Origin of the sequence: Dinoroseobacter sp. S124A (genome assembly GCF_049801015.1) — a bacterium.
In the GTDB taxonomy this organism is placed as follows: Bacteria; Pseudomonadota; Alphaproteobacteria; order Rhodobacterales; family Rhodobacteraceae; genus Dinoroseobacter.
On record NZ_JBNAGD010000004.1, the window covers coordinates 324,775 to 351,007 of the forward strand.

The 26,233-nt window shown below is 64.7% G+C and carries 31 protein-coding genes; 8 read left to right on the plus strand and 23 right to left on the minus strand.

The window, feature by feature from the left end; all coding sequences use genetic code 11:
* Positions 1–20 precede the first annotated feature (20 nt).
* Positions 21–581, plus strand: coding sequence for a polyhydroxyalkanoate synthesis repressor PhaR (gene phaR / locus ACP15I_RS11950; protein WP_424965922.1), 561 nt, complete (start codon positions 21–23; stop codon positions 579–581).
* Between the two features lie 65 nt (positions 582–646).
* On the opposite strand, the gene ACP15I_RS11955 is transcribed toward phaR, so the two are convergent.
* From ACP15I_RS11955 to ACP15I_RS12010, 12 genes are all read right to left on the minus strand, one after another.
* Complete coding sequence (locus ACP15I_RS11955; protein WP_424975256.1) at positions 647–1,948, minus strand: FAD-binding oxidoreductase; 1,302 nt, start codon at positions 1,946–1,948, stop codon at positions 647–649.
* Between the two features lies 1 nt (position 1,949).
* On the minus strand, positions 1,950–3,320 hold the full coding sequence (locus ACP15I_RS11960) for a glutamine synthetase family protein (protein ID WP_424965924.1): 1,371 nt from the start codon (positions 3,318–3,320) through the stop codon (positions 1,950–1,952).
* Positions 3,301–4,011: a type 1 glutamine amidotransferase gene (locus ACP15I_RS11965; RefSeq protein WP_424975257.1), complete on the minus strand. Its 711-nt coding sequence runs from the start codon at positions 4,009–4,011 to the stop codon at positions 3,301–3,303. Before ACP15I_RS11965 ends, ACP15I_RS11960 begins: the two co-directional genes overlap by 20 nt.
* A gap of 68 nt (positions 4,012–4,079) precedes the next feature.
* Positions 4,080–4,886 carry an ABC transporter permease gene (locus tag ACP15I_RS11970; protein WP_424975258.1) on the minus strand — a complete coding sequence of 269 codons (807 nt, stop codon included), beginning with the start codon at positions 4,884–4,886 and terminating at the stop codon, positions 4,080–4,082.
* The gene (locus ACP15I_RS11975) at positions 4,883–5,770 is read right to left on the minus strand and encodes an ABC transporter permease (protein WP_424975259.1); all 888 of its coding nucleotides are present in this window, start codon (positions 5,768–5,770) and stop codon (positions 4,883–4,885) included. Before ACP15I_RS11975 ends, ACP15I_RS11970 begins: the two co-directional genes overlap by 4 nt.
* A gap of 89 nt (positions 5,771–5,859) precedes the next feature.
* Positions 5,860–6,522 (minus strand): VPLPA-CTERM sorting domain-containing protein, encoded by a 663-nt coding sequence (locus tag ACP15I_RS11980; RefSeq protein ID WP_424975260.1) that lies wholly within the window; start codon positions 6,520–6,522, stop codon positions 5,860–5,862.
* A 99-nt stretch (positions 6,523–6,621) separates the two neighbouring features.
* The gene (locus ACP15I_RS11985; RefSeq protein WP_424975261.1) at positions 6,622–7,350 is read right to left on the minus strand and encodes a transporter substrate-binding domain-containing protein; all 729 of its coding nucleotides are present in this window, start codon (positions 7,348–7,350) and stop codon (positions 6,622–6,624) included.
* A gap of 41 nt (positions 7,351–7,391) precedes the next feature.
* Entirely contained in the window at positions 7,392–8,171 is a 780-nt protein-coding gene (locus tag ACP15I_RS11990) for an ABC transporter ATP-binding protein (RefSeq protein WP_424965930.1), read from the minus strand.
* A gap of 161 nt (positions 8,172–8,332) precedes the next feature.
* A complete protein-coding gene (locus ACP15I_RS11995; protein WP_424965931.1) occupies positions 8,333–8,773 on the minus strand; it encodes a TerB family tellurite resistance protein in 441 nt (146 codons plus the stop codon).
* Positions 8,774–8,851: 78 nt separating this feature from the next.
* On the minus strand, positions 8,852–9,058 hold the full coding sequence (locus ACP15I_RS12000; protein WP_424965932.1) for a cold-shock protein: 207 nt from the start codon (positions 9,056–9,058) through the stop codon (positions 8,852–8,854).
* 219 nt (positions 9,059–9,277) lie between these two features.
* Entirely contained in the window at positions 9,278–9,670 is a 393-nt protein-coding gene (locus ACP15I_RS12005) for a hypothetical protein (RefSeq protein ID WP_424975262.1), read from the minus strand.
* A gap of 111 nt (positions 9,671–9,781) precedes the next feature.
* Complete coding sequence (locus ACP15I_RS12010) at positions 9,782–9,910, minus strand: entericidin A/B family lipoprotein (protein ID WP_424965934.1); 129 nt, start codon at positions 9,908–9,910, stop codon at positions 9,782–9,784.
* 274 nt (positions 9,911–10,184) lie between these two features.
* On the opposite strand from ACP15I_RS12010, the gene ACP15I_RS12015 reads away from it, so the two are divergent.
* Positions 10,185–10,568: a BrnA antitoxin family protein gene (locus ACP15I_RS12015; RefSeq protein WP_424975263.1), complete on the plus strand. Its 384-nt coding sequence runs from the start codon at positions 10,185–10,187 to the stop codon at positions 10,566–10,568.
* Positions 10,569–11,027: 459 nt separating this feature from the next.
* Here the strand turns inward: ACP15I_RS12015 and ACP15I_RS12020 are convergent, their stop codons facing one another.
* The 3 genes from ACP15I_RS12020 to ettA form a co-directional block, all read right to left on the minus strand.
* Positions 11,028–11,294 carry a hypothetical protein gene (locus tag ACP15I_RS12020; RefSeq protein WP_424975264.1) on the minus strand — a complete coding sequence of 89 codons (267 nt, stop codon included), beginning with the start codon at positions 11,292–11,294 and terminating at the stop codon, positions 11,028–11,030.
* A gap of 1,039 nt (positions 11,295–12,333) precedes the next feature.
* A complete protein-coding gene (locus tag ACP15I_RS12025) occupies positions 12,334–12,675 on the minus strand; it encodes a hypothetical protein (protein ID WP_424975265.1) in 342 nt (113 codons plus the stop codon).
* A 116-nt stretch (positions 12,676–12,791) separates the two neighbouring features.
* A complete protein-coding gene (ettA, locus tag ACP15I_RS12030) occupies positions 12,792–14,447 on the minus strand; it encodes an energy-dependent translational throttle protein EttA (RefSeq protein ID WP_424975266.1) in 1,656 nt (551 codons plus the stop codon).
* 366 nt (positions 14,448–14,813) lie between these two features.
* Here ettA and ACP15I_RS12035 point away from each other — a divergent pair, with 366 nt between their 5' ends.
* Together ACP15I_RS12035 and ACP15I_RS12040 are read left to right on the plus strand one after the other, a co-directional pair.
* Positions 14,814–16,028 carry a CapA family protein gene (locus tag ACP15I_RS12035; RefSeq protein ID WP_424975267.1) on the plus strand — a complete coding sequence of 405 codons (1,215 nt, stop codon included), beginning with the start codon at positions 14,814–14,816 and terminating at the stop codon, positions 16,026–16,028.
* 148 nt (positions 16,029–16,176) lie between these two features.
* Entirely contained in the window at positions 16,177–16,665 is a 489-nt protein-coding gene (locus tag ACP15I_RS12040) for an MOSC domain-containing protein (RefSeq protein ID WP_424975268.1), read from the plus strand.
* Between the two features lie 54 nt (positions 16,666–16,719).
* On the opposite strand, the gene ACP15I_RS12045 is transcribed toward ACP15I_RS12040, so the two are convergent.
* Together ACP15I_RS12045 and ACP15I_RS12050 are read right to left on the minus strand one after the other, a co-directional pair.
* Entirely contained in the window at positions 16,720–17,271 is a 552-nt protein-coding gene (locus ACP15I_RS12045; protein WP_424975269.1) for a hypothetical protein, read from the minus strand.
* A 99-nt stretch (positions 17,272–17,370) separates the two neighbouring features.
* Complete coding sequence (locus ACP15I_RS12050) at positions 17,371–18,306, minus strand: trypsin-like serine peptidase (protein ID WP_424975270.1); 936 nt, start codon at positions 18,304–18,306, stop codon at positions 17,371–17,373.
* A 98-nt stretch (positions 18,307–18,404) separates the two neighbouring features.
* Here ACP15I_RS12050 and ACP15I_RS12055 point away from each other — a divergent pair, with 98 nt between their 5' ends.
* On the plus strand, positions 18,405–19,013 hold the full coding sequence (locus ACP15I_RS12055; RefSeq protein ID WP_424975271.1) for a nicotinate-nucleotide adenylyltransferase: 609 nt from the start codon (positions 18,405–18,407) through the stop codon (positions 19,011–19,013).
* 62 nt (positions 19,014–19,075) lie between these two features.
* On the opposite strand, the gene ACP15I_RS12060 is transcribed toward ACP15I_RS12055, so the two are convergent.
* Complete coding sequence (locus ACP15I_RS12060) at positions 19,076–19,264, minus strand: PLD nuclease N-terminal domain-containing protein (protein ID WP_424965944.1); 189 nt, start codon at positions 19,262–19,264, stop codon at positions 19,076–19,078.
* Positions 19,265–19,365: 101 nt separating this feature from the next.
* Positions 19,366–19,788 carry a tellurite resistance TerB family protein gene (locus tag ACP15I_RS12065; protein WP_424965945.1) on the minus strand — a complete coding sequence of 141 codons (423 nt, stop codon included), beginning with the start codon at positions 19,786–19,788 and terminating at the stop codon, positions 19,366–19,368.
* A gap of 115 nt (positions 19,789–19,903) precedes the next feature.
* On the opposite strand from ACP15I_RS12065, the gene ACP15I_RS12070 reads away from it, so the two are divergent.
* Positions 19,904–21,493, plus strand: a complete 1,590-nt coding sequence (locus ACP15I_RS12070; RefSeq protein ID WP_424965946.1) for a lysine--tRNA ligase — start codon at positions 19,904–19,906, stop codon at positions 21,491–21,493.
* Positions 21,494–21,539: 46 nt separating this feature from the next.
* Positions 21,540–21,962, plus strand: coding sequence for a DUF4864 domain-containing protein (locus ACP15I_RS12075; protein ID WP_424975272.1), 423 nt, complete (start codon positions 21,540–21,542; stop codon positions 21,960–21,962).
* Between the two features lie 53 nt (positions 21,963–22,015).
* On the opposite strand, the gene ACP15I_RS12080 is transcribed toward ACP15I_RS12075, so the two are convergent.
* The 4 genes from ACP15I_RS12080 to dacB all read right to left on the minus strand — a co-directional run bounded on the left by ACP15I_RS12080 (position 22,016) and on the right by dacB (position 25,274).
* Positions 22,016–22,546, minus strand: a complete 531-nt coding sequence (locus ACP15I_RS12080; protein WP_424975273.1) for a dihydrofolate reductase family protein — start codon at positions 22,544–22,546, stop codon at positions 22,016–22,018.
* A gap of 147 nt (positions 22,547–22,693) precedes the next feature.
* Positions 22,694–23,203 carry a DinB family protein gene (locus ACP15I_RS12085; protein WP_424975274.1) on the minus strand — a complete coding sequence of 170 codons (510 nt, stop codon included), beginning with the start codon at positions 23,201–23,203 and terminating at the stop codon, positions 22,694–22,696.
* The gene (locus ACP15I_RS12090; protein WP_424975275.1) at positions 23,163–23,732 is read right to left on the minus strand and encodes a GNAT family N-acetyltransferase; all 570 of its coding nucleotides are present in this window, start codon (positions 23,730–23,732) and stop codon (positions 23,163–23,165) included. Before ACP15I_RS12090 ends, ACP15I_RS12085 begins: the two co-directional genes overlap by 41 nt.
* A gap of 33 nt (positions 23,733–23,765) precedes the next feature.
* On the minus strand, positions 23,766–25,274 hold the full coding sequence (dacB, locus tag ACP15I_RS12095; RefSeq protein ID WP_424975276.1) for a D-alanyl-D-alanine carboxypeptidase/D-alanyl-D-alanine endopeptidase: 1,509 nt from the start codon (positions 25,272–25,274) through the stop codon (positions 23,766–23,768).
* Positions 25,275–25,399: 125 nt separating this feature from the next.
* Here dacB and ACP15I_RS12100 point away from each other — a divergent pair, with 125 nt between their 5' ends.
* Complete coding sequence (locus tag ACP15I_RS12100) at positions 25,400–26,230, plus strand: DMT family transporter (RefSeq protein WP_424975277.1); 831 nt, start codon at positions 25,400–25,402, stop codon at positions 26,228–26,230.
* Positions 26,231–26,233 lie beyond the last annotated feature (3 nt).

The window sequence follows — 26,233 nt, forward strand, 5'->3', positions numbered from 1 at the left end:
CCAAAAGAAGGAGGGGTCTTGTGGCAGAAACTGATAAACCGCTGCTGATCAAGCGTTATGCGAGCCGGCGTCTCTATAACACCGAGACGAGTGACTACGTCACATTGGAAGATATCGCGCGGTTCATCCGGGATGGCCGTGAGGTCCAGATTGTCGACCTCAAGAGTGGTGACAACCTGACCCGCCAGTACCTGCTTCAAATCATTGCGGAACATGAGAGCCGCGGCGAGAATGTGCTGCCGATCTCCGTGCTGACGGATCTGGTCCGCAGCTATGCGGGGCAGTCCACATCCGTGGTGCCGCAGTTCCTGGCCGCGTCCTTCGAAATGCTGCGCGACAGCCAGGAGAAGATGATCAACAACCTCGGAGGGATGCCCAATCCCATGGCCGCCGTGCCCGGGTTCGATCAGATGCAGAAGCAGCAACGCGCCTTTCTGGAGACCATGATGGGGGGCTGGAAAACGCCCGGCACCGTGCCTGGTGCCGAGGGCGAGGAAGCTCCGACCGAGGAGACGTCGGATATCGACGATATCAAGCGCCAGCTCGCGGATCTGCAAAAGAAGCTCTCCGGCATGAGCTGATCCACGGGGCTTTGCCCGAAGCGAACAGGCCGCGTTTGCCCATTGAGCCGGCGCGGCTTTTTTCGTCAGAGGGGCAGGCGATCGCTCAGGGCCGCCGCGCTCATCGCGCCGAAGAGGAGCGGACCGCGCAGGGCAGGCCCCCCGGGAAAGGCCCGCACCGGCAGTTCGGCGAAGCGCGCGAACCGTCGATCATCGCCATCGATGGCTTGCGCCATGGCGCGCCCGAGCCAGATCGACAAGGCCACGCCATGCCCGGAGTACCCTCCCGCGCTCAGCACGCGCGGGCTGGGACGGGTGGCATAGGGCAGGCGGCTGCGGGTGATGCCCAGCGTGCCCCCCCATGCATAGTCGATCTCGACCTGCGCCAGTTGCGGAAAGATCTGTGCCAGCGGGCGGCGCACCTTCGCCGCGATATCCTTCGGAAAGCGGTAGCTGTAGCTCTCGCCACCGCCAAAGAGCAGCCGGCGGTCCGGTGACAGGCGGAAATAGTTCACCACGAAGCGGCTGTCGGCAACCGCGTGGCGCTGCGGCAGGATCTCGTCCGCCAAATCGCCCAGAGGCGCGGTCGCGATCATATAGGAGTTGATCGGCATGACATGGGCGGCGGTGCGCGGGTCCAGCTCCCCCAGATAGCCATTCCCGGCGAGGACCACATGCTCGGCGGTGATATTGGCCTCGGCCGTGGTGATCTGCACATGGGGGCCGTCATCGGTGATCCCGGTGACGCGACTGCCCTCGCAAAGCTGCGCGCCCGCATTCTGCGCCTGCCTTGCAAGCCCAAGGACCAGCTTGAACGGGTTGAGATGGGCCGCACCGGGATCCAGAACGCCGCCGCAATAGGCCGGGCTGCCGGTCAGGGCCTGAACCTCGGAGCGATCCAGCGGGGTGGTGACATAGCCATAGCGGTCGGCCAGATGCGCGGCGCTGTCCTGGGCCGGGCCGATATCGCCGCTCCGTTCGGTGGCATAGATCACGCCGGGGGTCAGATCGCAGTCGATCCCCTCGGCCACGAGGCTGTCCACAAGGGCGCGCGCCTCCTGCGCGCTGTCCCAGAGAAACCGCGCAGGCTCCGCCCCGTAGCGGGCCTCGAGCACTTCCTGTTCGAGCCGTTGGCCCGAGCCCACCTGACCGCCATTGCGCCCGGAGGCGCCAAAACCGAAGCGCTGCGCCTCGAGCACCAGCACGTCATAGCCGCGCCGCGCCAGATGCAGCGCCGCCGAAAGGCCCGTATAGCCGCCGCCCACCACGCAGACATCCGTGTGCAGGTGGCCTTGCGCGCCGGGGAAGGGGGCGAGGGGCGGGGTGGTCTCGGCGTAGTAGCTCGGCGGGTAGGTCCCGGGGCTGTCATTGACGTCGAGCAGGTTCACCTCAGACGTTCAGAAGCAGATGCTCCCGCTCCCATGGTGAGATGACCTGCAGGAATTCGCCATATTCGTGGCGTTTGACGATCTCGTAGACCCGGCAAAACTCTGGCCCGAGCACCTCGCGCAGCTCTCCGGCCTCGGCAAAGAGGTCCAGAGCCGCGCCCAGTTCGGGCGGCAAATCATCGGAGCCGGAATAGGCATCGCCGATATATTGCGGCTTGGGATCGGTCTGGGCCACAAGCCCGAGATAGCCGCAGGCCAGCGAGGCCGCGATCCCGAGATAGGGGTTGCAATCCATGCCCGCCAGCCGGTTCTCCACCCGCCGCGCCGCGGGGGTGGCCACGGGCACGCGCAGCCCGGCGGTCCGGTTGTCGCGCGCCCATTCGAGATTGATCGGTGCGGCATTGTCCGGGACATAGCGGCGGTAGCTGTTCACGTAAGGAGCATAGAGCGGCACCACGCTGGCCAGATGCCGCTGCAGCCCGGCGATGAAGTGCTGAAAGGCCGGGGTTTCAGAGCCGTCCTGGGCGGTGAAGATATTCGCACCGGTGACCGCGTCGATCACCGAATGGTGGATATGCATGGCCGAGCCCGGCTCGTCCTGAATCGGCTTGGCCATGAAGGTCGCGAAACAGTCATGGCGCAGGGCGGCTTCGCGGATCAGCCGTTTGAAATAGAACACCTCGTCGGCCAGCCGCAGCGGGTCGCCATGGCGCAGGTTGATCTCGATCTGCCCGGCGCCGCCCTCTTGGGTGATGCCATCAATCTCGAGCCCCTGCGCCTCGGCGAAATCATAGATGTCGTCGATCACCGGGCCGTATTCGTCCACGGCGGACATGGAATAGGCCTGCCGGGCGGCGGCCCGGCGCCCCGTGCGGCCCATGGGCGGCTGGATCGCAATGGCCGGGTCCACGTTGCGCGCGGTCAGGTAGAACTCCATCTCCGGGGCGACCACCGGGGTCCAGCCCCGCGCCTCATAGAGCCCGATCACCCGCTTGAGCACATTGCGCGGGGCGACGGGCATGGGCGCGCCGGTCTGATCCTCGATGTCGTGGATGATCTGCAGGGTCCAATCTGCGGTCCAGGGCGCGGGCATGGCCGTGCTCAGATCCGGTTTCAGTACCATGTCCGGCTCGGTGAACCCGTCGAGCGCGGCCTCGGCCCAACTGCCGGTGATGGTCTGAAAGAAGATCGAGTTCGGCAGGAAGAAGGACATCTGCCGCGCGAACTTGCCCGCAGGCATCGCCTTGCCCCGCGCCACACCGGCGAGGTCCGAGACGATGCACTCCACCTCGTCCAGTCGTCTGCCATCAAGGTAGTCCCGTGCCGTCTCGGGGACGGCGGTGAGCATCCGCTCAAGCGGCGTTTCGGCCATGATCCGGGGTCCTGTCCAAGTGGAAAAAGGCGGCAATCGCGTCGGCGATCTTTGCATTGTCCACCGGTTGATCCACTTGGAGCGCCGCCGTGTCAAGCTGGCTGGCGGGCACGTTGTCGATGGCCCGGCGCGAGGTGATCAGCGTGCTCAGCACCTCCGGCGTGAATTCCGGATGGGCCTGCACGCTCCAGGCGCGGGTGTCATAGACCAGCCCGGCATGGGCGCAGAAGGCGCTGGAGACGAAGGTCTCGGCGCTGGGCGGGGCCTCGACCACCTGATCGCGGTGCCAGGCGTTGAGATAGAGCGTACCGAGGGTCTCGGAATAATAGCCCTGCCGCCCCACGGCCCAGCCCCCGGCAAAGGGTTCGACCCGCCCGCCCAGGGCCTGGGCGATGACCTGGTGGCCGAAACAGATCCCGACCATGGGGATATGGGCGGCATAGGCGGCGCGGATGAACCGTTCCAGCGCCGGAATGAAATCGTGGCTTTCATAGGCCCCATGGCGCGAGCCGGAGACGAGCCAGCCCTGCTGATCGGTGGGGGCACTGGGGAAGGCCATATTCTCGACATCATAGGTCGTGAACCGCATGCCCGCCCCCTCGAGAAGCTGCGGGTAAAGGGTCTCGTATCCGCCATGGCGAGACCGCACCTCCTCCGGAGGCTCACCGCATTGCAGAATGCCGATATCCATCGTGACCTAGTGTTTCCCTGCGTCAGCCTAGTCGCATTAATCCTAGTGTCGCAAGCGTGGTCGAAAGGTTAACGGATAAGCTGAGGCCGATATTTCAGTTTTGGGCGCTGTTGCGGGGCCAGATGCCGGTTGAGACGGCGGTTCACGAGGCCAAAGCCCATGATGACCGCGAGGGTCAGCAGGATGAAATAGAAGGCCACGATCGGGTAGGGGATGAACGGGTTGAAGGTCTTGGTGGCGAAATAATTCGCGTAGTACAGCGCATCGCCCCGCTGCTGAAACGCGGGGAAGCCCGCGAAGAAGACCAGGGTTGTGGCGTGAAACAGAAAGATCGCCTCGTTCGTATAAGAGGGCCAGGCAAGCCGCAGCATGGTCGGCCATGTCACCCGCCGGAACTTTGTCCAGCCGGCAAGGCCATAGGCATCCGCAGCCTCCAGATCGCCCTTGGGCACCGAGCGCAGCGCGCCGTAGAAGATCTCGCCCGCATAGGCGGAAGTGTTGAAAAAGAGTACCACCAGCGCCCCGGCCCAGGCGGATGTGAAGGGGTCAAAGAAACCGGAGACGGATTTGAGCTGGATGAAGAAGAAATAGGCCAGAAAGAACTGGATGAAGAGCGGAGAGCCCCGGAACACGAAGATGAACCAGTCCGCCGGGCGCCGGATCCACGGTCTGTCCGAGGCCTTGCCCATGGCCACCAGCGTGGCGAGGAAAAACCCCAGCGCCAGCGCGCAGGCCCCGAAATAGATGTTCCAGATCAGGCCTGAGCCGATGAGGGTGAACTGCTCGCACAGGGTGAAATCCGAGCGGGGCAGCAAACGCTCCCCATAGCCGATGGACCGAAACGCGTAGTCCTGAATGGTCTGCCAACAGCTCATGCCGGGGCCGCCTTGCGCTGGGCCTCACCGGCCATGGTCGCCTGCCCATGACTGAGCCGCTGCATCAGCTTGCCAAAGAGACGCTCCGAGATCGATGTCAGGAACAGGTAGAAGACCAGCAAGCCGAGGAAGTAATAGAGCCGCCAATCCCCGTGCGGGTAATCGGTGAACCGCGCCGTCTTGGACCCGCCCAGTTCGCGCGCCCAATAGACGATATCCTCTACCCCCAGCAGGAACAGAAGCGGCGTCGCCTTCACCAGGATCTGCCACAGGTTCGACAGGCCGGGCAGAGCAAACAGCCACATCTGCGGAACCATGACGCGCCAGAAGCTCTGGCGCCGGGTCATGCCATAGGCTTCGGCGGTCTCCATCTGGGCGCGGGGCACGGCCTGCATCGCGCCAAAGAGCACATTGGCCGCAAAGGCACCGAACACGATCGCAAAGGCCAGCACGGCCAGCGAGAAGCCATAGACCTCATGCACCCATTGCGGGCTGGTCGAGAGCGGCAGCTTGGCCTCGGCACAGACCACGAAATCGCTGCCTTGCCGGATGGCCTCGGTCCAGTCGGGGCATTTCGCGTGGTGGCGCAGGTATTCCAGCCCCTGATCCAGTGCGATCGGCACGAACAGGAAGAACGCGATATCGGGGATGCCGCGCACCATCGAGCTGTAGCCCTTCCCGATCCAGCGCAGGGGCGCGAGGGTGGACCGCGCCGCCACCGCGCCGCCAAACCCGAACAGCAGGGCCGCCGGGGCCGTCACCGCCAACAGGATCATGACCGTCCCGAAACTGGCGTAGAAGGCCATATGCTTTCCGGTGGTCAGGTAGCAGGACAGCCAGGTCAGTCCCGAGAGCGTCGACGGATCAGTGCAGTAGGAAAACATCAGGCCCCGTTTGTTCCGGGGCGCAAGGTGCCGCGCCCCGACTGTCACGATGTTCCAGCTTGCGGGGGATTACAACAAATCCCGCAGGCCTAGCGCCGTTTTCTCCGCATGGCTGCGATCCCTGCCACTCCGCTGAGCAGAAGCAGACCGCCCGCGGGCAGGGGCACCGGTGTCGGGCTGGGGGCGTTGCTGAGCAGGGTCGCCCCGGCGATCAAGGCGTCGTCGAAGAGCACCTCGGCCAGACCGGTGTAGTTGTTTGAGCTTTGCACGGCCTCAACCTCGAAAAGGACACTGGTCACGTTGCTGACCACGGCATCGAAGGTGAAGGCCTGGGCTTTGTCCGTATCCGGCGACAGCGCGACATCGTCAAAGCTCTCGATCACCGTTGTGCCGTTCAGAAGCGTCAGGTCGAACAGCACCGGCTCGTAACCATCATTGCTGGAGATGACGTTGGAGCGGTGGTTCCAGATATAGATCCCGCCGAGATCGGACGGCCCGGCGAAGCTCCACTCGATCGAGGCATCTTCCGCTACGGTGTTGCGCGCCGTGGTCCAGTGATTGTTGACCGCGTAATCCGCATGGCTCGCGCCCGGATCACCCGGCGCAGACAGCCCGGAGCCGTCGATCGTGTTCTCAGCAACATATTGCAAGCTGAATTCGCTCGAAGCGCTCGCGCCGGTGGCCGAGAATGTGGCGGCGTGGCCGGTCGTGGCCAAGATGGCGAACAGACCGCTGAGAATGACTTTTTTCATGATCTCTCTCCCTCAAAATCGTACTCCTGTTAACCAAATCAGCAAAAAGGGGCGCAACCTGTCAAGTTGCGCCCCCGAAACCGTCTCGATTGTTTCCGATCAGAACAGCGGTGAGCCCGGCAGCCACTTTTTGATCAGTTCGTTCAAGGATCCGTCATCCTTCATGGTCTGGATCGCCGCGTCGAGCTTGGCCTTGAGCTCGGGGTCGCTCTCGCGGACCCCGATCCCGATGCCGCCGCCGAGGGGGACGTCCTCGCCAATGAACATCAGCGTATCGGATTCATCTGCGAAGGGAACGAGGAAGTCCTTATCCGCCAGCACCGCGTCCACTTCGCCGTTGGTGACGGCGGCAATGGTCTCGTCCGGGGTGGCGAACTCCAGCAGGGTCGCACCGGATTGCGCAACATGGGCGGCCTGGATCGTGCCGGTCTGCGCGGCAATCACAGCGCCCGAGAGGTCGAGATCCTCGGAGCTGCCGAGATAGGCCGAGGACACGGGCGGCACGTAGTTCTGGGTGAAGTCGATCACTTCATCCCGCTCTGCCGTGATCGACATGCCCGCGATGATCGTGTCGTAATTGCCCGAGACAAGGTTCGGGATGATCGAGTCCCAGTCATTGGTGACCCATTCGCAGGTCAGCTCGGCTCGCGCGCATACCTCGTCGCCAACCTCGCGTTCCAGACCGTCAACCTCACCGGCATCATTGATGAAGTTATACGGAGGATAGGCGCCCTCAGTGCCCATGCGGACGGTTGTGCCGTGGCCTGCTGCGAACGCCGCGCCTGCGGTGATCGCCAACAAAGCTGTGCCGAGGAACAGGTTTCTCATGTGAAGTCTCCCCTTAGGTGGATGGGTTTTTACCCGGTGTGTCAGTGTGAAACGGTGGCGCTCAGAAACTGTTTGAGCCGCGCGGATTGTGGATTGCCGAAGAGCGCATCGGGCGGCCCTTCTTCCTCGATCAGACCCTGGTGGAGAAAGACCACATGGTCCGAGACATCGGCCGCGAGCCGCATGTCATGGGTCACGATGAGCATGGTGCGGCCCTCGACGGCCAGATCCTTGATGACCTTGACCACTTCCTGTTCCAGTTCCGGGTCGAGCGCCGAGGTCGGCTCGTCGAACAGCAGCGCCTTGGGCTCCATCGCCAGGCCACGCGCAATCGCGGCGCGCTGTTGCTGCCCGCCCGACAATTGGGCCGGATAAACCTCGCACTTGTCGCCGATCCCGACCTTGTCGAGCAGCATCCGGGCGCGCGCCTCGACCTCGGCCGGGTCCTGACCCAGCACGGTGACCGGAGCCTCCATCACGTTCTGCAGGATTGTCATGTGCGACCACAGGTTGAACTGCTGGAACACCATGGAAAGGTTCGTGCGGATGCGGATCACCTGTTTTTTGTCCGCCGGCTCCCGGGCGCCGCCGGTCCCGGCCCAGCTCACGGGCTCGCCGCAGAAATGCACCTCGCCCTGCTGGCTGTGTTCCAGCAGGTTGCAACAGCGCAAAAGAGTGGACTTGCCGGAGCCCGAAGACCCGATCAGCGACACCACATCCCCCCGTTCCGCCCGGATGCTGACCCCTTTGAGCACTTCGAGCGCCCCATAGGCCTTGTGTAGATTCCGGATTTCAATCACGGGGGCTGTTGTGTCTGTCACGCCGCGCCTCTCTTCATAATTTGCAAAAGTAGGGCGAAGAACACGCCGGATTGCAAGCGGGCGCGGGGTCTGACGTACGGGAAAGCGATGGATTTCGATGCGAATGCTTCGATCATGGGCAATATTCTGCCCGGTCACGGGGATTGGCCTGCGCCTCTGGGCTAGCTCTTGGCTTCGACTCGCTGACGCGCCAGCGCGCTGTCGCGGTCATTCACCCCGAGCAGGTTCGCAGTCAGCCGCAGGAGCGAGTTCTCTTCAGGATCGCGCACGCCATCGGCGAGAACCACGCCCCAGAGCGCCTCGATCACCTCGATCCGTTCTTCGTAGATCACGCCATCCTTGATGGCCCGGGTGAACCGGACCGTGTCGGGTGCCTGGGATTCGAGGGTTTCCGCATCGCCGCGCATCTTCGCGGCCTCAAAGGGTGACAGTCCGTGGCGCGTGGCAAGGATCTTGTCGATCCGCGCGATCTCGGCTTCGGCGTAATCGCCATCGGACCGGGCAATGCGAACCAGCAGGGCCGCCATGGCCAGCTTGGCATCCGGTTCCGGAAAGGGCTCGGTTGCGGGCGTCGTCAGACGTTTGAGCAGATCAGCAAACATGTGGGGGATATAGACCCGGGTCTTCCGGGAGAAAAGGGCGCGACATTGCTGCGCGCCCGGAACTTGGTGTGGGGTGGCTTACGCCAGAGCGAGGTTCGTCGCGCTCTCCCGGCCGTCACGGCCAGCTTCGATGTCGAAGGTCACCTTCTGGTTGTCCTTCAGGCCGGTCAGACCGGCGCGCTCGACTGCAGAGATATGCACGAACACATCCTTGCTCGCCCCATCGGGTGCGATAAAGCCGTAGCCCTTCGTTTCATTGAACCATTTCACGGTGCCAGTGGCCATCCGCTTGTCTCCTCAAAGAATGCTGCCCGCGGATCTGCGGCAGCCTCGGCGTCATGTCGTGCAGGTCGAAACTGAAGCCGGTAGGGAGACAGTGGGTCGAGTGCGCCTCATTCGCCCACGACATGTGTGGCTGCGCGGGGCAAAAGGCAAGGCGAATTCCTGCGCATTTCACGCTTTTGGCGACCTATTTTTGGGCTTTTTCGCTGTTTTTGACCCGCGTTAAGCGCGGGCGGGGCGGTGGGGGCGCAGGAGGGCAGGGAGGGTGGCGAGGGTGAGGGCGGCTCCGGCGGTCAGGGCGATCCAGCCGAAATACCACATCTGACCGGCCAGCGCGTCCTCGGCATAGGAGGCGGCGAAGGCGATCCTGCCTTGGGTGGCCGCCCAGAACGCCGCCCCGCTCAGGGCCAGTCCGGCCAACGCGCCGATCCCGGGGCGGGCGCGCAGGGTGGCCAGCAGAGCAAGGACAAGGCCAAGCGGCGCGCCGATCCAGAGCACCTGCGTGGCCCAGAAGGGATGCGCCCCGAGCGTACGGGGCAGGCCGATCTGATTGGCAAGGGCGAGCAGGGCCACGGCCAGCGCAGTCCCGATCAGGGCGGAAGAAAAGCGAGACATATCAGGGTCCTTCATGGTGATGGACCCCATATGGGGCGGGCGCGTCCCCCGCGCCCGTTTATGTCGCGATGCTGGCGCGCATGTGAGGGTGCGTGCGTTTGGTGTGAGCGCTTACTGCGCGGCTTCGGCGATGGCGTCGCCTGCGTCGGAGAGGTCTTCGCCCACGCCCTCGACGGTGTTGCACGCGGCCAGAAGGAAGGGTGCGGTGAGCAGGATGGCGAGGAAGGGTTTGATCTTCATGGATTCTTCTCCGAGTTGGTGTTGGCCATATTTAGGCGTGGTTTTGCAGGAGGGGCAAGGGCCGGCCGTTCAGCATTGGGGCGCTGCGGGGGGCCGAAGGGTCTGACCCGCTGTCGGCGGGGTGTCGGCCCCCTGTCGGACATGTGTCGGGCAAGTGTCGGGCACGGGCGCGCGTTGGTCTCAGGCCCTGTTAACCGCTCTGCGGCATGGTTTTCGCCCAGATCCCCCGCGGCGTCCGCCCCGCATCCCCACCATCCGGCCCGGAGACCACGCCATGCCGACCCTGCCTCCCCACCCGCTCTGGCACGATGCCAAGGGCGAAACCCGGACCCAGCGCCTCGCGCGGGAGCGGCTGACCCTGTCGCTCTATGGTCTGTCGCGGGATGACGACTGGCTGGGCGAGATCCAGCGGCTGGTGCCGGAGGCGTGGTACACGCTCGAAGCGGATGTGCCGGTGGTGGAGAAGAAGGAGAAGGTGACGCTGCGGCTCGATGAGAGCGTGGCGAAATTCTTCCGCGCCATGGGGCCGGGATACCAGACACGGATCAACCGGCTGCTTGCGACCTATGCGCAGATGCGGATCGCGGAGGTCTATAAACAGGAACGCTTCGCCCGGAGCCGCAAGGAAACCCTCGGGATCAGGTTGCCGGGGGAGTGAGCAGCGGTTCGGCCAAAGGCCGACAAAAGGTCCGGGGGACCTTTTGAGCTGCGAACGCGCGGAGCGCAAGCCGAGTCGCCGGAGGCGGTGAAAGGTCCGGGGGACCTTTTGAGCTGCGAACGCGCGGAGCGCAAGCCGAGCCGCCGGAGGCGGTGAGAGGTCCAGTGGACCTTTCAAGGCGTGAACGCGCGGAGCGCAAGCCGAGCCATCGCTGGCGGAACGTCCAGTGGACGCTCCGAGGTCCGCACGCGCGGGGGTGAGGGCCGGTCCGCGTAGCGGCAAACCGTCCGGGGGACGGTTTGAGGCCTGAACGCGTGGAGCGCAGTCCGAACCTTACGTTTCTCGTGAGCCTGCCGCGCGGGGCGCGGTCGGGGCGGGCGTTAGCTGGGGAGGCCTGATGGTTTTTGGTGCTGCGTTCGTGTCGTATGGGGGCGGCGAGATATGCGACCAGTGTTAGCCCTATATCGGCCACGCTGCGCGTGCCTCTTGCGCCATCGTCCGCCAATCGGTGCGCCCCTCTTTGTGACCGTCGACCAATTGCTGCAACCGACGGGCGTAGTGTTCGTTTGCCCCATCTTCCTGCACGTCGCCGCCAGAGGCGAAGTATTGGAGGGAGCTGTTGTAAGTTTCCGGTCGGTCGAGGTGGTGAATATCAGCCAGGCATTCTTCGGGCATTCCTGCGTTTTGGAGATACTGCACGTGTTTCAGGATGTCTTCTTTGCGCATGTGTAGAGTCCATTGTGACGTTTGGTCGATGGTACCGTTGCGATGACGCCCTTTGCCAGTGGTTTGCAGAAAACAGGCCAGATTTGGGGTCTGCTACGGTCGCGCAGCAAATCCAGATGGCGGCATGGGGTCTGAACTGGTGGAGCCACGGGGAAGCGAATGTCACAAGTAGCGCGGTCGAACCGAGGCCAGCGTCCGGCCTGATGGGGTGAGCGCCGGTCCGGCTTGCCGGTGAAACGTCCAGTGGACGTTTCAAGGCGCGAACGGGCGGAGCCCCGGGGGCGTTTGTCTGATGTACCACGGTTGAAATTATGCCAGCGCCCGGCCCGAGGGTGGGAAGCGAAGCGCCCGCCCTGGGGGTCGGGTCGGGCGCTGCCCGCGCTCTGCGCGGGCTTTCACTTTCGGTTGAAGGTGCTCTGAGTGGGAAGGGCGGCCGAAGCCGCCCGACGTCACAAGATCAAGCCAATGACCGTCAGAATAAGCGCGATGGTTCCGACTATGTCAGAATACCGCACTCTCCCTTCCACCTTGAATGAAAATCGCATTGGAACTTTTCCTAAGCGATGCCCATCCGGATGAGCGATTAAAGTCGCTCAGTATTTATATACCGCCCTAATTCCAGCGGTTCGCAAATCTCTATGATCACTCGAGACTCGCAGTTCGGCGCGCCCCAACAACTCTTCGAGTTGCCTGACCGCCTTAGCCTACTCACCGCTAGGCTTTCGACACAGCGCCGCTAAGCACTTCCTATGTTCAGGCGGCTGGAAAGGCTACCCAAATGGGATCTGACCGCTGCCTCACGAAACGCTTCACGCGCCTCTCCATAGGTGCGTAGAGCTTACAACCATTCACTCTGTGCTTCAACTACATTTTGTGCCTGGGCTGGTTGAGGGGCACAAAATGGTCTATGGCTCAAATCGACTGACGCTGAAGCCAAAGAATGACTATCGTTTGGCGTCTCGCTGGTAACATTCAGTGCGAGGATGAAGCACTCGCAACGACGAACTTGAGAAAGTCGAATTGCTCGTTTGGTCTCTAGCTAGGGGCTGCCGTTGAAACTTTTGACCAGCAGGCAGCCGAAAAGACCGGAGAAAACGACAGTGCAAATAAGCAGATCCACTTGGCTCGGCTCCGGTGAGAATTCGAAAAATTCCGTGAAAACCAGTGCAATCACAAAGCCGAGGAATGAAGTGACAGAAGAGAAAGCCGCAGCAGATTTTCGCCTCGATCGATGGCTATTTTCGCGTTCCGCAGCGTTTCTTAGGGTTGATCTCAGCGCTTCAATTTCTTCGGCTGCATCGGCTTTCATGCGTGCTTCGTCGAATTGACCCGGAGCCGATCTTAGTTTTGAGACGATGTCGTGCTTGTCGTACGAGGCCATATGATAAACTCCACCAACCCACGTCCATAATCTGCACCGAGTGCGCCCGCGATTTCGCTGCGCAAAACTACTGTTGCGCACAGCGCACCCCTTGGCCGACCTACAATACGTTCCCCCTAACGGGTAAACTTCTTGTACTTCACGCGCTTGGGCTCCAGGGCGTCTGGTCCCAGTCTGCGGGCCTTGTCCTCTTCATAGGCCTCGAAGTTGCCCTCGAACCATTCCACATGGGCGTCGCCTTCAAACGCGAGGATATGGGTGCAGAGGCGGTCGAGGAAGAAGCGGTCGTGGCTTATGATCACGGCGCAGCCGGCGAAATCCTCGAGCGCGTCTTCGAGGGCGCGGAGGGTTTCGACGTCGAGATCGTTGGTGGGCTCGTCGAGGAGCAGCACGTTGCCGCCGGATTTCAACAGTTTCGCCATGTGGACGCGGTTGCGTTCGCCGCCTGACAGGAGGCCGACCTTTTTCTGCTGGTCGCCGCCCTTGAAGTTGAAGGCCGAGCAATAGGCGCGGGAGTTCATCTGGGCGTCGCCGAGCTGGATGATCTCGCCGCCATCGGAGATTTCCTCCCAGACGGTTTTGTCCGCCTCGAGCGCGTCGCGGGACTGGTCGACATAGGAGAGCTCCACCGTGTCGCCATAGCTGAGGCTGCCGCCATCGGGCTCTTCCTGGCCGGTGAGCATGCGGAAGAGGGTGGATTTGCCCGCGCCGTTCGGGCCGATCACGCCGACGATGCCGCCGGGGGGGAGGGAGAAGGAGAGGTCCTCGATCAGGAGCTTGTCGCCATAGGCCTTGGAGAGGCCGTCGATCTCGATCACCTTCTGGCCGAGGCGGGGGCCGTTGGGGATGATGATCTGGGCGCGGCTGAGTTTCTCGCGTTCGGACTGGCCGGCGAGTTCTTCATAGGCGTTGATCCGGGCTTTCTGCTTGGCCTGGCGGGCCTTGGCGCCGGCGCGGATCCATTCGAGCTCCCGTTCGAGGGTTTTCTGGCGGGATTTGTCTTCCTTGGCCTCGCGTTCGAGGCGTTTGGCCTTCTGTTCGAGCCAGGCGGAGTAGTTGCCCTCGTAGGGGATGCCGCGGCCGCGGTCGAGCTCGAGGATCCAGCCGGTGATGTCGTCGAGGAAGTAGCGGTCGTGGGTGACGATCAGGATGGTGCCCTTGTACTCGATCAGGTGCTTTTGCAGCCAGGCGATGGTCTCGGCGTCGAGGTGGTTGGTCGGTTCGTCCAGCAGCAGCATGTCGGGCGCTTCGAGCAGCAGCTTGCAGAGGGCCACGCGGCGGCGTTCCCCGCCCGACAGGTTCTCGGGCATGGCCTCGTCGGGAGGGCAGCGCAGGGCCTCCATGGAGACGTCGATCTGGGCGTCGAGATCCCAGAGGTTCTGGGCGTCGATCTCGTCCTGCAGGGTCGCCATCTCTTCGGCGGTCTCGTCGGAATAGTTCATGGCCAGCTCGTTATAGCGGTCGAGGATGGCCTTCTTCTCGGCCACGCCGAGCATGACGTTCTCGCGGACGGTGAGGGTCTCGTCGAGATGCGGCTCCTGGGGCAGGTAGCCGACCTTGGCGCCCTCGGCGGCCCAGGCCTCGCCGGAGAAGTCCTTGTCGAGCCCGGCCATGATCTTCATCAGGGTGGATTTACCCGCGCCATTGACGCCCACAACGCCGATCTTGACGCCCGGCAAAAAGGACAAGCGGATGTTCTCGAAGCATTTCTTGCCGCCGGGATAGGTCTTGGAGACGCCATCCATGTGGTAGACGTATTGATAGGCTGCCATGGGTCACTCCGCCCTGAAGGTTCCGGTTTTCCCGGGTTCTATCCAGTCTCGGCGGGCGGGGCAATGGAGGGTGATTGCGCGGTGATCGGGGGGCGGCTCCGCCTTTGAGCGGCCCTCTCCATCGCGGGGATGTTCCTCAGCCGAACCACGCATGGCCGCAGAGAAACCCAAGTGGGGGGCGAAACGGCCCTGAGCGCGGGCCTTCCCCTTGTGGTGCTGCGGCTTTGGGCCGGGCGTCCGGTCGGTGGTCTGGCTTTGTGGTCGCGTCTGTGTTTCGATCCGCCGGATGCTGGGCGGTGACGTGGGGTCCAGCCTGTCGAGGGGCGCGCGCCCGCCCTGATCAACCGGACGAGGAAAAACTCCGATATGTCGCTGATCCCGAACACGCCCTATGAGGTCCTGCGATTTACAAACCCTGTTTTGAAACCGGTCGTGCCTGTCTTGCTTTGGGCCGCGGAAAAGCTCGGGCTCTGGAAAACCCCAAGACCAGGCTCTGCCAGTGACATCACGCAAATGGGGGTGCTGGATAACCTCTACTGGGTCTTCAAGAGCAAGAACCTCGTGCGGCTTCCGGATCCGGAGCTGGACACCTCCGAATTCATGACCTCCGATCAGGCGCGGATTTCATTGGCCGATGGCGATGGGGCGCAAACCGTCACGCTGAGCTTCGTCGGCGATATCCTGAGATGTCACCGGGCTGATGTGGCGCGGGATGAGGTCTATGCCGAGGTGGCGGATCTTTGGTCCCGGAGCGATCTCAGCATTGCCAATTACGAGTCGCCCGTCACAACGCAGCCTTTGGTGGACGAGGTCATCGGGGATGCGGGGCCGCCCACGGAATGTGCGTCCGAGGCGCAGTTCGATGCGCTGACCAGCTATGGAGGGCGGCCATTCGACGTTCTGAACCTTGCCAATAATCACATCCTGGATATGGGCGCCGAAGGGGTAGAGACCACGTTATCTGCCCTTGAGGCGCGCGGCATTCTGCAGGTCGGGATCCAGGAGAACCGGGCGGATCCGACGCGTATCAAGACATTGGACCGGAACGGCATCCGGGTCGGATTTGCGACCTGCACCTTCGGGACCAACGGGCATTCCCTGCCAAAGGACAGCGCGCGGGCGGTATTGGTCGCAAACCTGTCCTCCAAACACGAAGCGCCGGAGACGGGCTTGCTCAAGCAGCAAATCCGCGAGGCGAAGCAATCGGGCTGTGATGTGATCGTGGCGATGATCCATTGGGGTTACGAGTTCGAGATGTTTCCCCGGCGCGCGCAGCAGGACGCCGCGCAGGACCTGGCGGATTGTGGCGCCGATTTGATCGTGTGCCACCACCCGCATGTGGCGCAGCCGGTGCAGCTTTACCGAACACGGGACGGGGATCGTATCGTTCCGATCGCCTATTCGCTCGGCAGCCTGCTCTGGGGGTTCGGGCATGAGGCCATCGCGCGCTCGCTGGTTCTGAGGGTTGCGGTGGAAAAGACGTCGGATCGGGCCAGGCTCACGGAGCTTGAGATCGTTCCGGTGCGTGCGCGGGCCTATGAGGTAAACGGGCAGGTGTTTCAGAAGGTCGAGAGAGTTTAGGGGGCGCGCATGGGCATCAGGGTCATCGGTCTCTATCGGCGCAGGACCGGCGGTGCTGGGCCGCTCCTTTCCGGTCGGGACGTGCTCGGACCCGCGCAGCTCCAAGGTTGCATCGCCCCGGGACGCCAGAGCGGACTGGGAGGCGGCCATGTCTGAGCTTCGCAAGATGATGGCCCGGCGGGCGCAGGCGGGGCGGCTGGACTGGATCGGTCTGCGCCCGGCGCGGCGGGCCGGGATGGTGCCGGTGGAGGCGGTCGAGGTGACGGGCTCAGGTCTGGACGGGGACCGCGCGAAGCCCGGCAAGCGGGCGGTGACCCTCATTCAGGCCGAGCATCTGCCGGCGATCGGGGCCTATCTGGGGCGCGCTCCGGTGCCGCCGGACCTGCTGCGCCGGAACCTGGTGATCTCGGGTTTGAACCTGCTCTCGCTGCGGGACCGGGATCTGCGGATCGGTGCGACGGTTGTCCTGCGGATCAAGGGGATCTGCGCGCCCTGTTCCCGGATGGAGGAGGTGTTCGGCCATGGCGGCTATGCGGCCGTGCGCGGGCATGGCGGCATGGTGGCCGAGGTGCTGGCACCGGGGCGGATCGCGCTTGGGGACGGTGTCGATCTGGTCCCTGCGGCCCAGTCGGGTTGAGGCCTGCGCCTCAGGCCCCGTGCTCAGCCCGGCCCGACCCCGGGGGCGCCGCGGTCAGGCGCGTTGCGCGCGCCTGCGGGTGACCCAGCCGAGCCCGCCGAGCGCCAGAACGCCCAGAGGCAGGGTCGCGGGCAGCGGGATGGCCTCGACCGGGACCTCTTCGAAGCTGACGCATCCGTTGCAGAAGATGAACTGGGAGCTTCCGGGGTTGGCCACAAGGAAGGTGTTGTTCGTCGAGCCGCGGACTTCGCCAGCGCCACTGGAGAGGATGAAGCCGAAATCGAGCACCTCATTGGCGTCGTCGATCTGGATTCTGTCCAGAAGGGAGTTCGGCTCCACATCTGCGAGGGACCAGGATTGGGTGCCCGTCGTCAGGGTAAAGGACAGCAGAACGGGTTGCAGGTCGTACGTCCCGGCGCCCGAGAAGCTGGAATCGTCGAAGGTGAAACTGCCGCTGACGCTGTCACCGGTGGACAATCCGAAGGGCGCGCTGCGTGCGGATTGGCCGAGGGGATCGGCGGTGAAATTGATCTGGCGGGTTGCGGCTGATGCGGCGGTTGCCGCCATGAGCAGACAGGTCGTCGTAGCGAGAAGGACGGGTTTCACCGGGGTCTCCTGAGTAACGGGCTGGGCTTTATTGCAAATTTCATAAAAGTTTAGTGTCTGCAAGAGGCTATGGTGTCCGCGACATTCGGTGGGTCCGGGCTATTGCGGGGGTGCTGCGAGCGGGGTCAGTTCGGGCCAGATCCGCACGGCATCGGGCGCATGGTGGGAAATCCAGAGGCCTAGATCCGTGGAATCCGTGTCCGGCACCTGTTTGCGCCATGTGGGCGTGTAGGTGCCGTGGCGGCGCGGGACGCGCAGGTCTCGGGCGCCACAGGCCGCGCGGTCGGGGATGCCGCTGGCGAACAGGACGGCGATCACATGCTCCTCGGGGCCGTCCGGACCGTCGAGCTTGGCCAGCAGGGGGCTGCCGCTGTCGCCGGTGAGGATCCGCTCGCCATTCGGGCGGACCGGGGGGAGGGCCACGAGGTTACAGCGGGTCTTGCTGAAGCCGCGCACTGGGCCAGTCTGGCGTTTGGCGCCTGCCTCGGGGCCGCCTTTGGGCGCGCCCCAGCCGGCATGGCGCAGGGTCATGTCGCGCCAGGGCGGGGCGACCTGGCGGTGCGGGGCGAGGACCAGCACGGGCAGGGGGCGGGCCACGGCCTCGGGCACGTCATGGGCGAGCCGCAAGAGCGCCATGTCGGCGCAACGCGGCAGGCTGTAGGCCTCGGCGCGCATGGAGATCCGCCGCGCCCCGCTATCGGCACCGAAGCGCGCGGTGGGGGCGGCGCGGGCCTCGAACGCGGTCCATTCGAACGGGTTCTCGTGTGGGGATTTGGCGAGGCTGTGCTGATGGGGCAGGGCGAGGCAGCGGTCCCGGGGCGGTGTCGCCGGGGCCTCGGCCCGCAGGCCCACGGGGATGCAATGGGCGGCGGTGAGGATCACCCGGCGCGTGATCAGCGTCCCCGTGCAGCGGCCCAGCGAGACCACCGCATTGCGCAGGGCCGTGTCGCGGTCATTCTGGACCTGGGCTGTGGCGGGCGCGCAGAGCAGGAGCGCGGCGAAGCTGCTGACAAGGGCCGATCTTAACCAATTCATGATTTCAAGTTTAGGCTGTCTTGCGGCGCGGTCCAGACAGTTGAATTGACTTCGCCGAGATCAGGCCGCAAGAAACCCATCGGCAAAAGGAGAGCCAGATGCGGTCAGGGCAGCCCTGGGCCGGGCGGGGTCAGGTCGTGGGATTGCTGGGCGGATCCTTTGACCCGGCGCACGAGGGTCATGTGCATATCACCGAAGAGGCGCTGCGGCGGTTCGGGCTGGATCGGGTCTGGTGGCTGGTGAGCCCGGGCAACCCGCTCAAGCCCGATGCGCCTGCGGCCCTAGAGGCGCGGATGGCGCGGGCGCGGACGATCATGGATCACCCGGCGGTGACGGTCACCGATCTCGAGGCACAGCTCGGGACGCGTTATACCGCCGAGACGCTGACCGCCCTGAGGCGGCACGCGCCGGGACAGCGGTTCGTCTGGCTGATGGGGGCGGATAATCTCGCGCAGTTTCACCGCTGGGAGCGTTGGCGCGATATTCTGGCCCAGGTCCCCTTGGGCGTTCTGGCGCGGCCCGGGCAGCGGCTGGCGGGTCTGACCTCGCCCGCGGCGCGGTACATGGCCCATGCAAGGTTGCGCGGGAATGAGATGCACCTTCTGGGCCGGACCGAGGCCCCGGCCTGGGCCTTTGCCACGATCCCGATGCTGCGGGCCTCGTCGAGCGCGATCCGTGCCGCGGGCGACTGGACCGCGCGCCGCTGACCCGCGCAAGAAAAACGCCGCGACAGGGCGCGGCGTTTTCCGGTTCGTCATGGGAGTGTCGGTCAGATGCGGGCCGAAGCGCCGCCCTTGGGACCGGCCACCAACCAGGCGATAAAGCCCAGAACCGGCAGCAGCACGATCACGACCGTCCAGATGACCTTTTCAAGCGTCGATGCGCCGCTCGTCAGCACGCGGTAGATCGCATAGATGTCCGCGATCAGGATCAGAAGCCCGATGATACCATATTCCATGTCATATTCCTTTGATGCGAAGTGTCTTGTTCTGGACACTCAACCATCAAGGGCTGAATTGGTTCCATCGGGCGGATCGTGGGGTTCGTCGCCGGGCCCGGTCAGTCGAGGGTGCGGTGACGCGCGCTGGCGCCCCGCTCGATCGCGGCGGCACTGAGCCGGTCGATATTCAGCTCGAACCGGATCTCTTCGAGAAAGCGCAATTCGGGCTCGTCAAGCTGGCCATCGGCGGCGGCCACATCGCAGGCCAGGGCATAGGCGGTCTCGTTCAGCTCGGCGGGCAGCGCGTCGCGCAGCAGGCCAAACAGCGCGTCGAGGCCATCCTCCTCCTCAAAGAGGTCGAAGACCAATCGGGTCAGGACCGGCGTGCGATCGGCGTCGAAGGCCGCAAAGATCGGCAGGTGGTTGATGATCTGGGTGATCTTCACCAGTTCCGAGGTCTGGATGTCCTCATTCGAGGCGGAGGCGGCGACCATGAGCGCGACAAGGGCGTCTTGTGGGCTGAGAAGCGGGTTCGCGGTCATCTGTCTGGGTCCTTTCGCAGAGCTTAGGGGCTAGATATTGACCCGAGGCCGCGCCCGCAATAGGCAGCGCGGGTCCGGGCGCTCGAATGCCCGCCAAGCAAGGAACCCGATCCCCATGTCCGCTCACTCTTCTGACACCCGCGACCTTGCCATGTCCTCCAAGGCCTGGCCGTTCGAAGAGGCGCGGCGGCTGCTCAAACGCTATGCCAAGGGCGCGCCGGAGAAGGGCTATGTGCTGTTCCAGACGGGGTACGGGCCCAGCGGTCTGCCGCATATCGGGACCTTTGGCGAGGTGGCGCGCACGACCATGGTGCGCCGCGCCTTCGAGGTGCTGTCGGACATCCCCACCAAGCTGATCTGTTTTTCGGATGACATGGACGGGTTCCGCAAGGTGCCCGGCAATGTGCCGATGCAGGAGGAGCTGGCGCAGGATCTGAACCTGCCGCTGACCAAGGTGCGCGATCCGTTCGGCACCCATGCCGGGTTCGCGCAGCACAACAATGCCCGGCTGTGCGAGTTTCTCGACAGCTTCGGGTTCGAGTACGAGTTTGCCAGCGCCACCGAGTATTACACCGCCGGCAAGTTCGACGAGATGTTGATGGTCGCGCTGGAGCGGTTCGACGACATCCAGAAGATCATGCTGCCGACGCTGGGCGCGGATCGTCAGGCGACCTATTCCTGTTTCCTGCCGGTCTCGCCCAAGACGGGCCATGTGTTGCAGGTTCCGACGCTGGAGCGGAATGTGGCCAAGGGCACGATCGTCTATGAAGAACCCGATGGCGAGCGGGTCGAGATCCCGGTCACGGGTGGCAACGTCAAGATGCAGTGGAAGCCCGACTGGGCCATGCGCTGGGCCGCCTTGGGCGTGGATTACGAGATGTCCGGCAAGGACCTGATCGACAGCGTGACCCAGTCGAGCAAGATCTGCCGCGCGCTGGGCAAGCGCCCGCCGGAGAGCTTGTCCTATGAGCTGTTCAATGACGAGCAGGGCCAGAAGATCTCCAAATCCAAGGGCAATGGCCTCTCCATGGAGGAGTGGCTGACCTATGCCGCCCCCGAGAGCCTGCAGTATTTCATGTACCAGAAGCCCAAGACCGCCAAGCGTTTGTATTTCGACGTGATCCCCAAGGCGGTGGATGAGTATCACCAGCAATTGCGCGGCTATCCGGGCCAAGAGCCCAAGGCGCAGCTGAACAACCCGGTGTTTCACATCCATGGCGCGGATGTGCCCGCCTCGAACCTCGATGTGCCGTTTGCGATGCTGTTGAACCTCGCGAGCGTGGCCTCGGCCGAGGATAAGGGGACGCTCTGGGGCTTCATCCAGCGCTATGCGCCGGAGGCTTCGGCCGAGACCCATCCGGATCTGGATGCGGCGGCGGGCTTTGCGGTGCGCTATTACAATGACTTCGTGAAGCCCACGAAATCCTATCGCGCCCCCACGGATCTGGAGCGTGAGGCGCTGGAGGATCTGCGCGACCGGCTCAAGGCCTGGGATGGCGGGCTCGATGCCGAGGCCCTGCAATCGGAGGTCTTTGCCTGCGGGCGCGAGCGGTTCGATCCGCTGCGCGGCTGGTTCACGGCGCTTTACGAGGTGTTGCTGGGGGCGTCGCAGGGGCCGCGCTTTGGCGGGTTCATCGCGCTTTACGGTGTGGACGAGACCGTCGCCCTGATCGAGGCGGCGCTGGCCGGTGAGTTGACCGGATAAGGGCCGGGCCTAGGTTTTGCCGGGATCAGACCCCGGGAGAGACCGAATGCGACCCATCCTTGCCGGCCTGCTGGCCCCTGTTTTTTTGGCGGTGTTCCTCTTGGGCACCGGCCCCGCCGCCGCGCAGGAGCGCGACGGCATCACCGCCACGATCCAGAGCCAGATCGACGCGTTCCGTGCGGATGATTTCGCGCAGGCGTTCACTTATGCCTCGCCCAACATTCAGGGCATGTTCGGCAATTCCGAGCGGTTCGGGATGATGGTGCGCAACGGCTATCCGATGGTCTGGCGCCCGGCGGAGGTGCAGTATCTCGAGCTCGAGGATCGGGGTGGATTGCTGTACCAGAAGGTGATGATCCGCGACGGACAGGGCGGGTTGCACCTGCTGGAGTACCAGATGGTGCAAAATGGTGGCGACTGGCGGATCAACGGTGTGCAGCTGCTGCGCATGCCTGGCATCGGCGCCTGAAGCGCGGCAGGCCACGCGCCAGATCGGGACCCGGCGCGCGGCTGGCGGGCATGTCAGTCGAGCGCGAAGGTCTCGAGCAGGTAGCCATTGTCATAGGTCCGGACGCTGAGCCGGGTGACGTCGCGGGGCTGTGTCGCCCCGTCAAAGAGCGGCACACCGGCCCCATAGCAGACCGGAGCGCGTTTCAGGATCAGGCGATCGATCAGGCCGCGATCCAGCGCCCAGCCCGCGAAAGCGCCGCCTCCGCAGAGATAGATCGGGCGATCTGCGCGGGATTTCAGGGCGCGCAGGGCCTCGGCCCACTGCCCTGGGACGACCGAGACCGGGCTGCCATCGGGAAGGCGCAGGCCCCGCGAGAAAACCAGCGTGTCCATGTGGGGATAGGGGGGGTGGCCCGGGGTCAGACCGTAGGCATAGCCAAACCCATAGGTCTTTCGCCCCATGATCGCGGTGCCGTAGCCGCCGAGCCGGGCGGCGTAGTCGTCGACCACCGGGCCGGTCTGGGCGAAGCGGGAAATGTCCCCATCGGGACCGGAAATAAAGCCGTCCAGCGAGACGGCCACATCATAGATGACGGGTTGCATGGTGCACTCCTGCAGTAAATCCAAATGCCGCATGGGCGGTGGGGTGGGATTTACTGGATCATTGGCAGGGCGCTCCTTTGGTGGGTGAAGTCTATCCAATGCACTTGGACCGGCCCAGAGCCGCGCGCCTGCGGGCGCGTGTGCGGCCTAGACCTCATCCGGAAGCATGGGCAGATCCGTGGCGCCGGGATCCACCCCGGCAGCGGTGAGCATGGCATGGACCTGCCCCCGGTGGTGGGTGGCATGGTTGAACATGTGGATCAGGTTGAGGGCAAAGGGGGTTTCGACCGTCTCGGGCCCCCGTTGCCAGGTCACGTCGCGCGCGATGTCCGTGGCGGTCAGCCCGCTGACCCAGCTGCGGATCCCGTCATCCAGTGCGGCGCGCGCGTCCTTGTAGGTCGCCCAGTCGCGGGGCCCATCCGTATAGGGGTGGCGCTGGTTCAATGCGCGCGCGGCGTCGGTATCGCCTTGCTGGCGCGCCAGCCAGACCCGGTGATCCCAGAGGATATGATTGAGCGTTTCGGCGATGGAGCGAAAGAACGCGCCGCGATCCTGCCAGCGTGCCGCATCGTCCAGCCTGTCGGCGGCGGCGATCAGGGCGCCGTTCTGCCAGCGGTCATAGCGGGCCATCAGGCGGGCGTAATCCGGGGTGATCATGGTCGGTATCCTCGTCGGGGTTGGGAATGCGCAGGGTCTGCGGGCGCAGGTGCATGGGCAGGATCGGGCCCCAGGCTGTCTCTTCCACCGGACCCGCGGGGCGGAAGCCGAGCTTGCCATAGGCCGCAATCGCGCGCTGGTTCTCCGGATGCGGATCCGTGGCGATGAGCGGTGCGCCCTGCGCCAGCAAGCTGCGCAGATGCGTGGCGAGGAAGGCCGGTCCATGGCCGCGCCCCAGCAGCTCTGGCGGGCCGATATACTGGTCGATCCCGCGCGCAGCGGCGGGCAGATGGGCGAAGTGATGCCCCTCGTCCCAGCCATGGACGCTGTAATCCTGCAGAAAGGCCATGGGGCGGGTGTTCAGCGCCACGATCCAGCGGGAGACGCGCGGGTCGCGGAGGGCGTCGGCGTCATAGGGGCGCTCCTCCCCCCACCAGCGGTGGACATGGGGCTGTGCACGCCACCGCGCGAGCAGGGGCGCATCCGCTAGGGTCATGGGGCGAAAGCTGTAGCGGGCCGGGCGCGTCATGGCCCCTCTCTAGCACGGGCGGTCGTGGCAGGCTCAACTGCTGGCGAGGCGGCTCCAGCGGAGCACGAGGTCGTTCTGCAGCTTGCGGGCGCGGCGGGCCCAGGCGCGACCGCCATCCGGACGCTCCCGTTCCGCGCGGGTCAGCCGGGCGCGGCGCGCGAGATCGGCAGAAAAGATCGCGAAGGCGAGGGGGCGGCCCGAGGGCGGGGTGATATAGCCCGACAGGCCCGAGACGAAGTTGAGCGTGCCGGTCTTGGCAACGACCTGTGCCGGTTGAAGGCCATGCGGCGTGCCCTTGGCGTCACGGGTCAGATAGGGTTTCAGGAGCGACGCAAGGGCCGGCGCGCTGCCATGGGTCGCGAGCAGCAGGGCCATATCCGCGCTGGAGATGCGCGACTGTTCCCCCAGGCCGGAATGGTCTACAAAGCCCAGCTCCGAGCTGATCGGGAGTTGGGCGCGGTGCCAGGCGGACATCTGCGCGCCAGAGGCAGCGAGGCTATCGGGGCGTGCGCCAAGGCTGCGGGAGGTCGCGAGGCCAAGGCATTCCGCCGTCAGGTTGGTCGAGTATTTCAGCATCCCCCGGGCGATCTCGGTCAGGGGCGGGCTGAGATGTTCGGCAAGTCGTTGTGCGCCGTCGGGGAGGGTACGGCTGCTGGAGCCCAGGGTCAGGCGCAGGCCCTGTGCGCCTGCGAGGGTCTGGAACACATCCGCCGCATAGCCCGCCGGGTTGCGCACGGGCAGCCAGCGCCCGCCCTCGACCCCGAGGGCGCCGCGCGCGACGGTCCAGTGATCCTCGGCTCCGCGCTGCTCATAGGTGTAGATCGGGACGTCGCGCGGCTGCACGGACATGGATGAGACCCGGACCTGCGGGCGCAGATCGCCCGCGCGCGCATCCATCGTCACGGCATAATCGCTGCCTAGACGCCGCCATTCGAAATAGACCCGGTTGAAATTCAGGTTCAGGCCAGAGATCGCGGGAGAATAGCCCAGATGATCCGGTTGGCCGGGATCGATGGTGCGGATCGCAGGCAGGGCGCTGTCCACCACGCGCAGGGCTCCGGTCACTTCGGTGAGCCCCGCTGCGCGGAGCTGGGCAACCAGCCCGCCGAGCGCGGCCGTGTCGAGCACGGGATCACCGCCGCCCATGAGGTAGAGATCCCCGTCGAGCCGCCCCCCGGAGATCACGCCATCCGCCATCACCCGGGTGGCAAAGCGGTGGGACGGGCCCAGCACCCGCAGGGCATAGAGCGCGGTCGCGGCCTTTGCCACACTGGCCGGGGGCAGGGCGGTGGCGCTGGCATACCCTTCGAGCGGCTGGCCGGTTTCCATATCGATCACGGTCAGGCTGGTCTCTCCTCCCAGCCCGGCGCGGTGTACCAGCGTGCCAAGCTCCGCCAGGCTGCGCCGCCACAGGCCCGTGGGGCGCGGGGCCGGATGGGGCGAGGAGGTCAGGGCATGGGCCGGGTGCGCGAGCGTGCTGCCGGCGGCGAGGAGGCCACCGAGCATGCCGCGTCGTGTCAGGGACGTGTGCGGGCCGGTCATGGTTCAACTAAAGCGCAACCTGCCCGTTCGGGCAAGCGACATGACGTCCGCTTGAATGCGTTAACTCTTTGTGTCCTAAGGCAGGTTCACCCCGGACGCCCCCTCTCAGACAGATTGGATTCGCCATGGCCCGCACGGTCGCCATCATGCTTCTGGCCATGAGCCTGATCCCGTTCGGGGACACGGCGGGAAAGATCCTTGTGGCCTCTGGGGTCTCGCCCTTCTTCGTCGGCTGGAGCCGGTTTGCCCTCGGCGCGCTGATGGTGCTGCCGTTTCTGGCGGGCTCTTTGGACCTGCAGCTCTACCGCAACCCGAAGATCTGGCTGCGCGGCGCGCTGATCGCGGGCGGGGTTGCCTGCATCCTGTCGGCCCTGCGCACGGAGCCTTTGGCCAATGTCTTTGGCGCGTTCTTTGTCGGGCCGATCTTGTCTTACTTTCTGTCCGGGCTATTGCTTGGAGAGCGGTTGAGCGCATCGCGTACCGTTTTGTTATTGATTGGTTTTCTTGGTGTTCTGCTGGTCGTCAAGCCCGGCTTCGGGATGACGCCGGGGCTTGCCTTTGCGGTGGCGGCGGGCGTCTTTTACGGGCTGTTTCTGGTGGCGAGCCGATGGGTGGCGGGGGTGGCCTCGTCCCCCGTGCTGCTCCTGTCGCAGCTTGTGATCGCGGCGCTTTTGCTCGCGCCGCTGGGCCTTGCGACGATCCCGGAGCTGAGCGCGCCCGTGGCGGGTCTGGTAATCTGGAGCGCCGGAGGCTCGATGCTGGGCAACCTGCTGCTGGTGGTGGCGTTCCAGCGCGCCGAGGCCGGGCAGCTCGCGCCCTTTGTCTATTTTCAGCTGATCGCGGCCACCGCGCTGGGCTGGCTGTTTTTCGGCGATCTGCCCGATGGTCTGGCCCTTCTGGGTCTCGGATTGTTGATCTCGGCGGGCTTCGGATCGCTGGTGTTGCGCCGGGCCTGAGCG

Excerpts from the sequence above, each read along its gene's own strand:
- ACP15I_RS12025 (WP_424975265.1), bottom strand. The coding sequence starts at position 12,675 with ATGGCCTCGTACGACAAGCACGACATCGTCTCAAAACTAAGATCGGCT.
- ACP15I_RS12055 (WP_424975271.1), top strand. The coding sequence starts at position 18,405 with ATGCGGTCAGGGCAGCCCTGGGCCGGGCGGGGTCAGGTCGTGGGATTG.
- ACP15I_RS11980 (WP_424975260.1), bottom strand. The coding sequence starts at position 6,522 with ATGAAAAAAGTCATTCTCAGCGGTCTGTTCGCCATCTTGGCCACGACC.
- ACP15I_RS11995 (WP_424965931.1), bottom strand. The coding sequence starts at position 8,773 with ATGTTTGCTGATCTGCTCAAACGTCTGACGACGCCCGCAACCGAGCCC.
- ACP15I_RS12020 (WP_424975264.1), bottom strand. The coding sequence starts at position 11,294 with ATGCGCAAAGAAGACATCCTGAAACACGTGCAGTATCTCCAAAACGCA.
- ACP15I_RS12065 (WP_424965945.1), bottom strand. The coding sequence starts at position 19,788 with ATGACCGCGAACCCGCTTCTCAGCCCACAAGACGCCCTTGTCGCGCTC.
- ettA (WP_424975266.1), bottom strand. The coding sequence starts at position 14,447 with ATGGCAGCCTATCAATACGTCTACCACATGGATGGCGTCTCCAAGACC.
- ACP15I_RS11985 (WP_424975261.1), bottom strand. The coding sequence starts at position 7,350 with ATGAGAAACCTGTTCCTCGGCACAGCTTTGTTGGCGATCACCGCAGGC.
- ACP15I_RS12000 (WP_424965932.1), bottom strand. The coding sequence starts at position 9,058 with ATGGCCACTGGCACCGTGAAATGGTTCAATGAAACGAAGGGCTACGGC.
- ACP15I_RS12080 (WP_424975273.1), bottom strand. The coding sequence starts at position 22,546 with ATGCAACCCGTCATCTATGATGTGGCCGTCTCGCTGGACGGCTTTATT.
- ACP15I_RS11975 (WP_424975259.1), bottom strand. The coding sequence starts at position 5,770 with ATGTTTTCCTACTGCACTGATCCGTCGACGCTCTCGGGACTGACCTGG.
- ACP15I_RS11965 (WP_424975257.1), bottom strand. The coding sequence starts at position 4,011 with ATGGATATCGGCATTCTGCAATGCGGTGAGCCTCCGGAGGAGGTGCGG.
- ACP15I_RS11960 (WP_424965924.1), bottom strand. The coding sequence starts at position 3,320 with ATGGCCGAAACGCCGCTTGAGCGGATGCTCACCGCCGTCCCCGAGACG.
- ACP15I_RS12060 (WP_424965944.1), bottom strand. The coding sequence starts at position 19,264 with ATGGAATATGGTATCATCGGGCTTCTGATCCTGATCGCGGACATCTAT.
- ACP15I_RS12010 (WP_424965934.1), bottom strand. The coding sequence starts at position 9,910 with ATGAAGATCAAACCCTTCCTCGCCATCCTGCTCACCGCACCCTTCCTT.
- ACP15I_RS11970 (WP_424975258.1), bottom strand. The coding sequence starts at position 4,886 with ATGAGCTGTTGGCAGACCATTCAGGACTACGCGTTTCGGTCCATCGGC.
- ACP15I_RS12075 (WP_424975272.1), top strand. The coding sequence starts at position 21,540 with ATGCGACCCATCCTTGCCGGCCTGCTGGCCCCTGTTTTTTTGGCGGTG.
- ACP15I_RS12085 (WP_424975274.1), bottom strand. The coding sequence starts at position 23,203 with ATGATCACCCCGGATTACGCCCGCCTGATGGCCCGCTATGACCGCTGG.
- ACP15I_RS12040 (WP_424975268.1), top strand. The coding sequence starts at position 16,177 with ATGTCTGAGCTTCGCAAGATGATGGCCCGGCGGGCGCAGGCGGGGCGG.
- ACP15I_RS12050 (WP_424975270.1), bottom strand. The coding sequence starts at position 18,306 with ATGAATTGGTTAAGATCGGCCCTTGTCAGCAGCTTCGCCGCGCTCCTG.
- ACP15I_RS12005 (WP_424975262.1), bottom strand. The coding sequence starts at position 9,670 with ATGTCTCGCTTTTCTTCCGCCCTGATCGGGACTGCGCTGGCCGTGGCC.
- dacB (WP_424975276.1), bottom strand. The coding sequence starts at position 25,274 with ATGACCGGCCCGCACACGTCCCTGACACGACGCGGCATGCTCGGTGGC.
- ACP15I_RS12100 (WP_424975277.1), top strand. The coding sequence starts at position 25,400 with ATGGCCCGCACGGTCGCCATCATGCTTCTGGCCATGAGCCTGATCCCG.
- ACP15I_RS12015 (WP_424975263.1), top strand. The coding sequence starts at position 10,185 with ATGCCGACCCTGCCTCCCCACCCGCTCTGGCACGATGCCAAGGGCGAA.
- ACP15I_RS12090 (WP_424975275.1), bottom strand. The coding sequence starts at position 23,732 with ATGACGCGCCCGGCCCGCTACAGCTTTCGCCCCATGACCCTAGCGGAT.
- ACP15I_RS12035 (WP_424975267.1), top strand. The coding sequence starts at position 14,814 with ATGTCGCTGATCCCGAACACGCCCTATGAGGTCCTGCGATTTACAAAC.
- ACP15I_RS12070 (WP_424965946.1), top strand. The coding sequence starts at position 19,904 with ATGTCCGCTCACTCTTCTGACACCCGCGACCTTGCCATGTCCTCCAAG.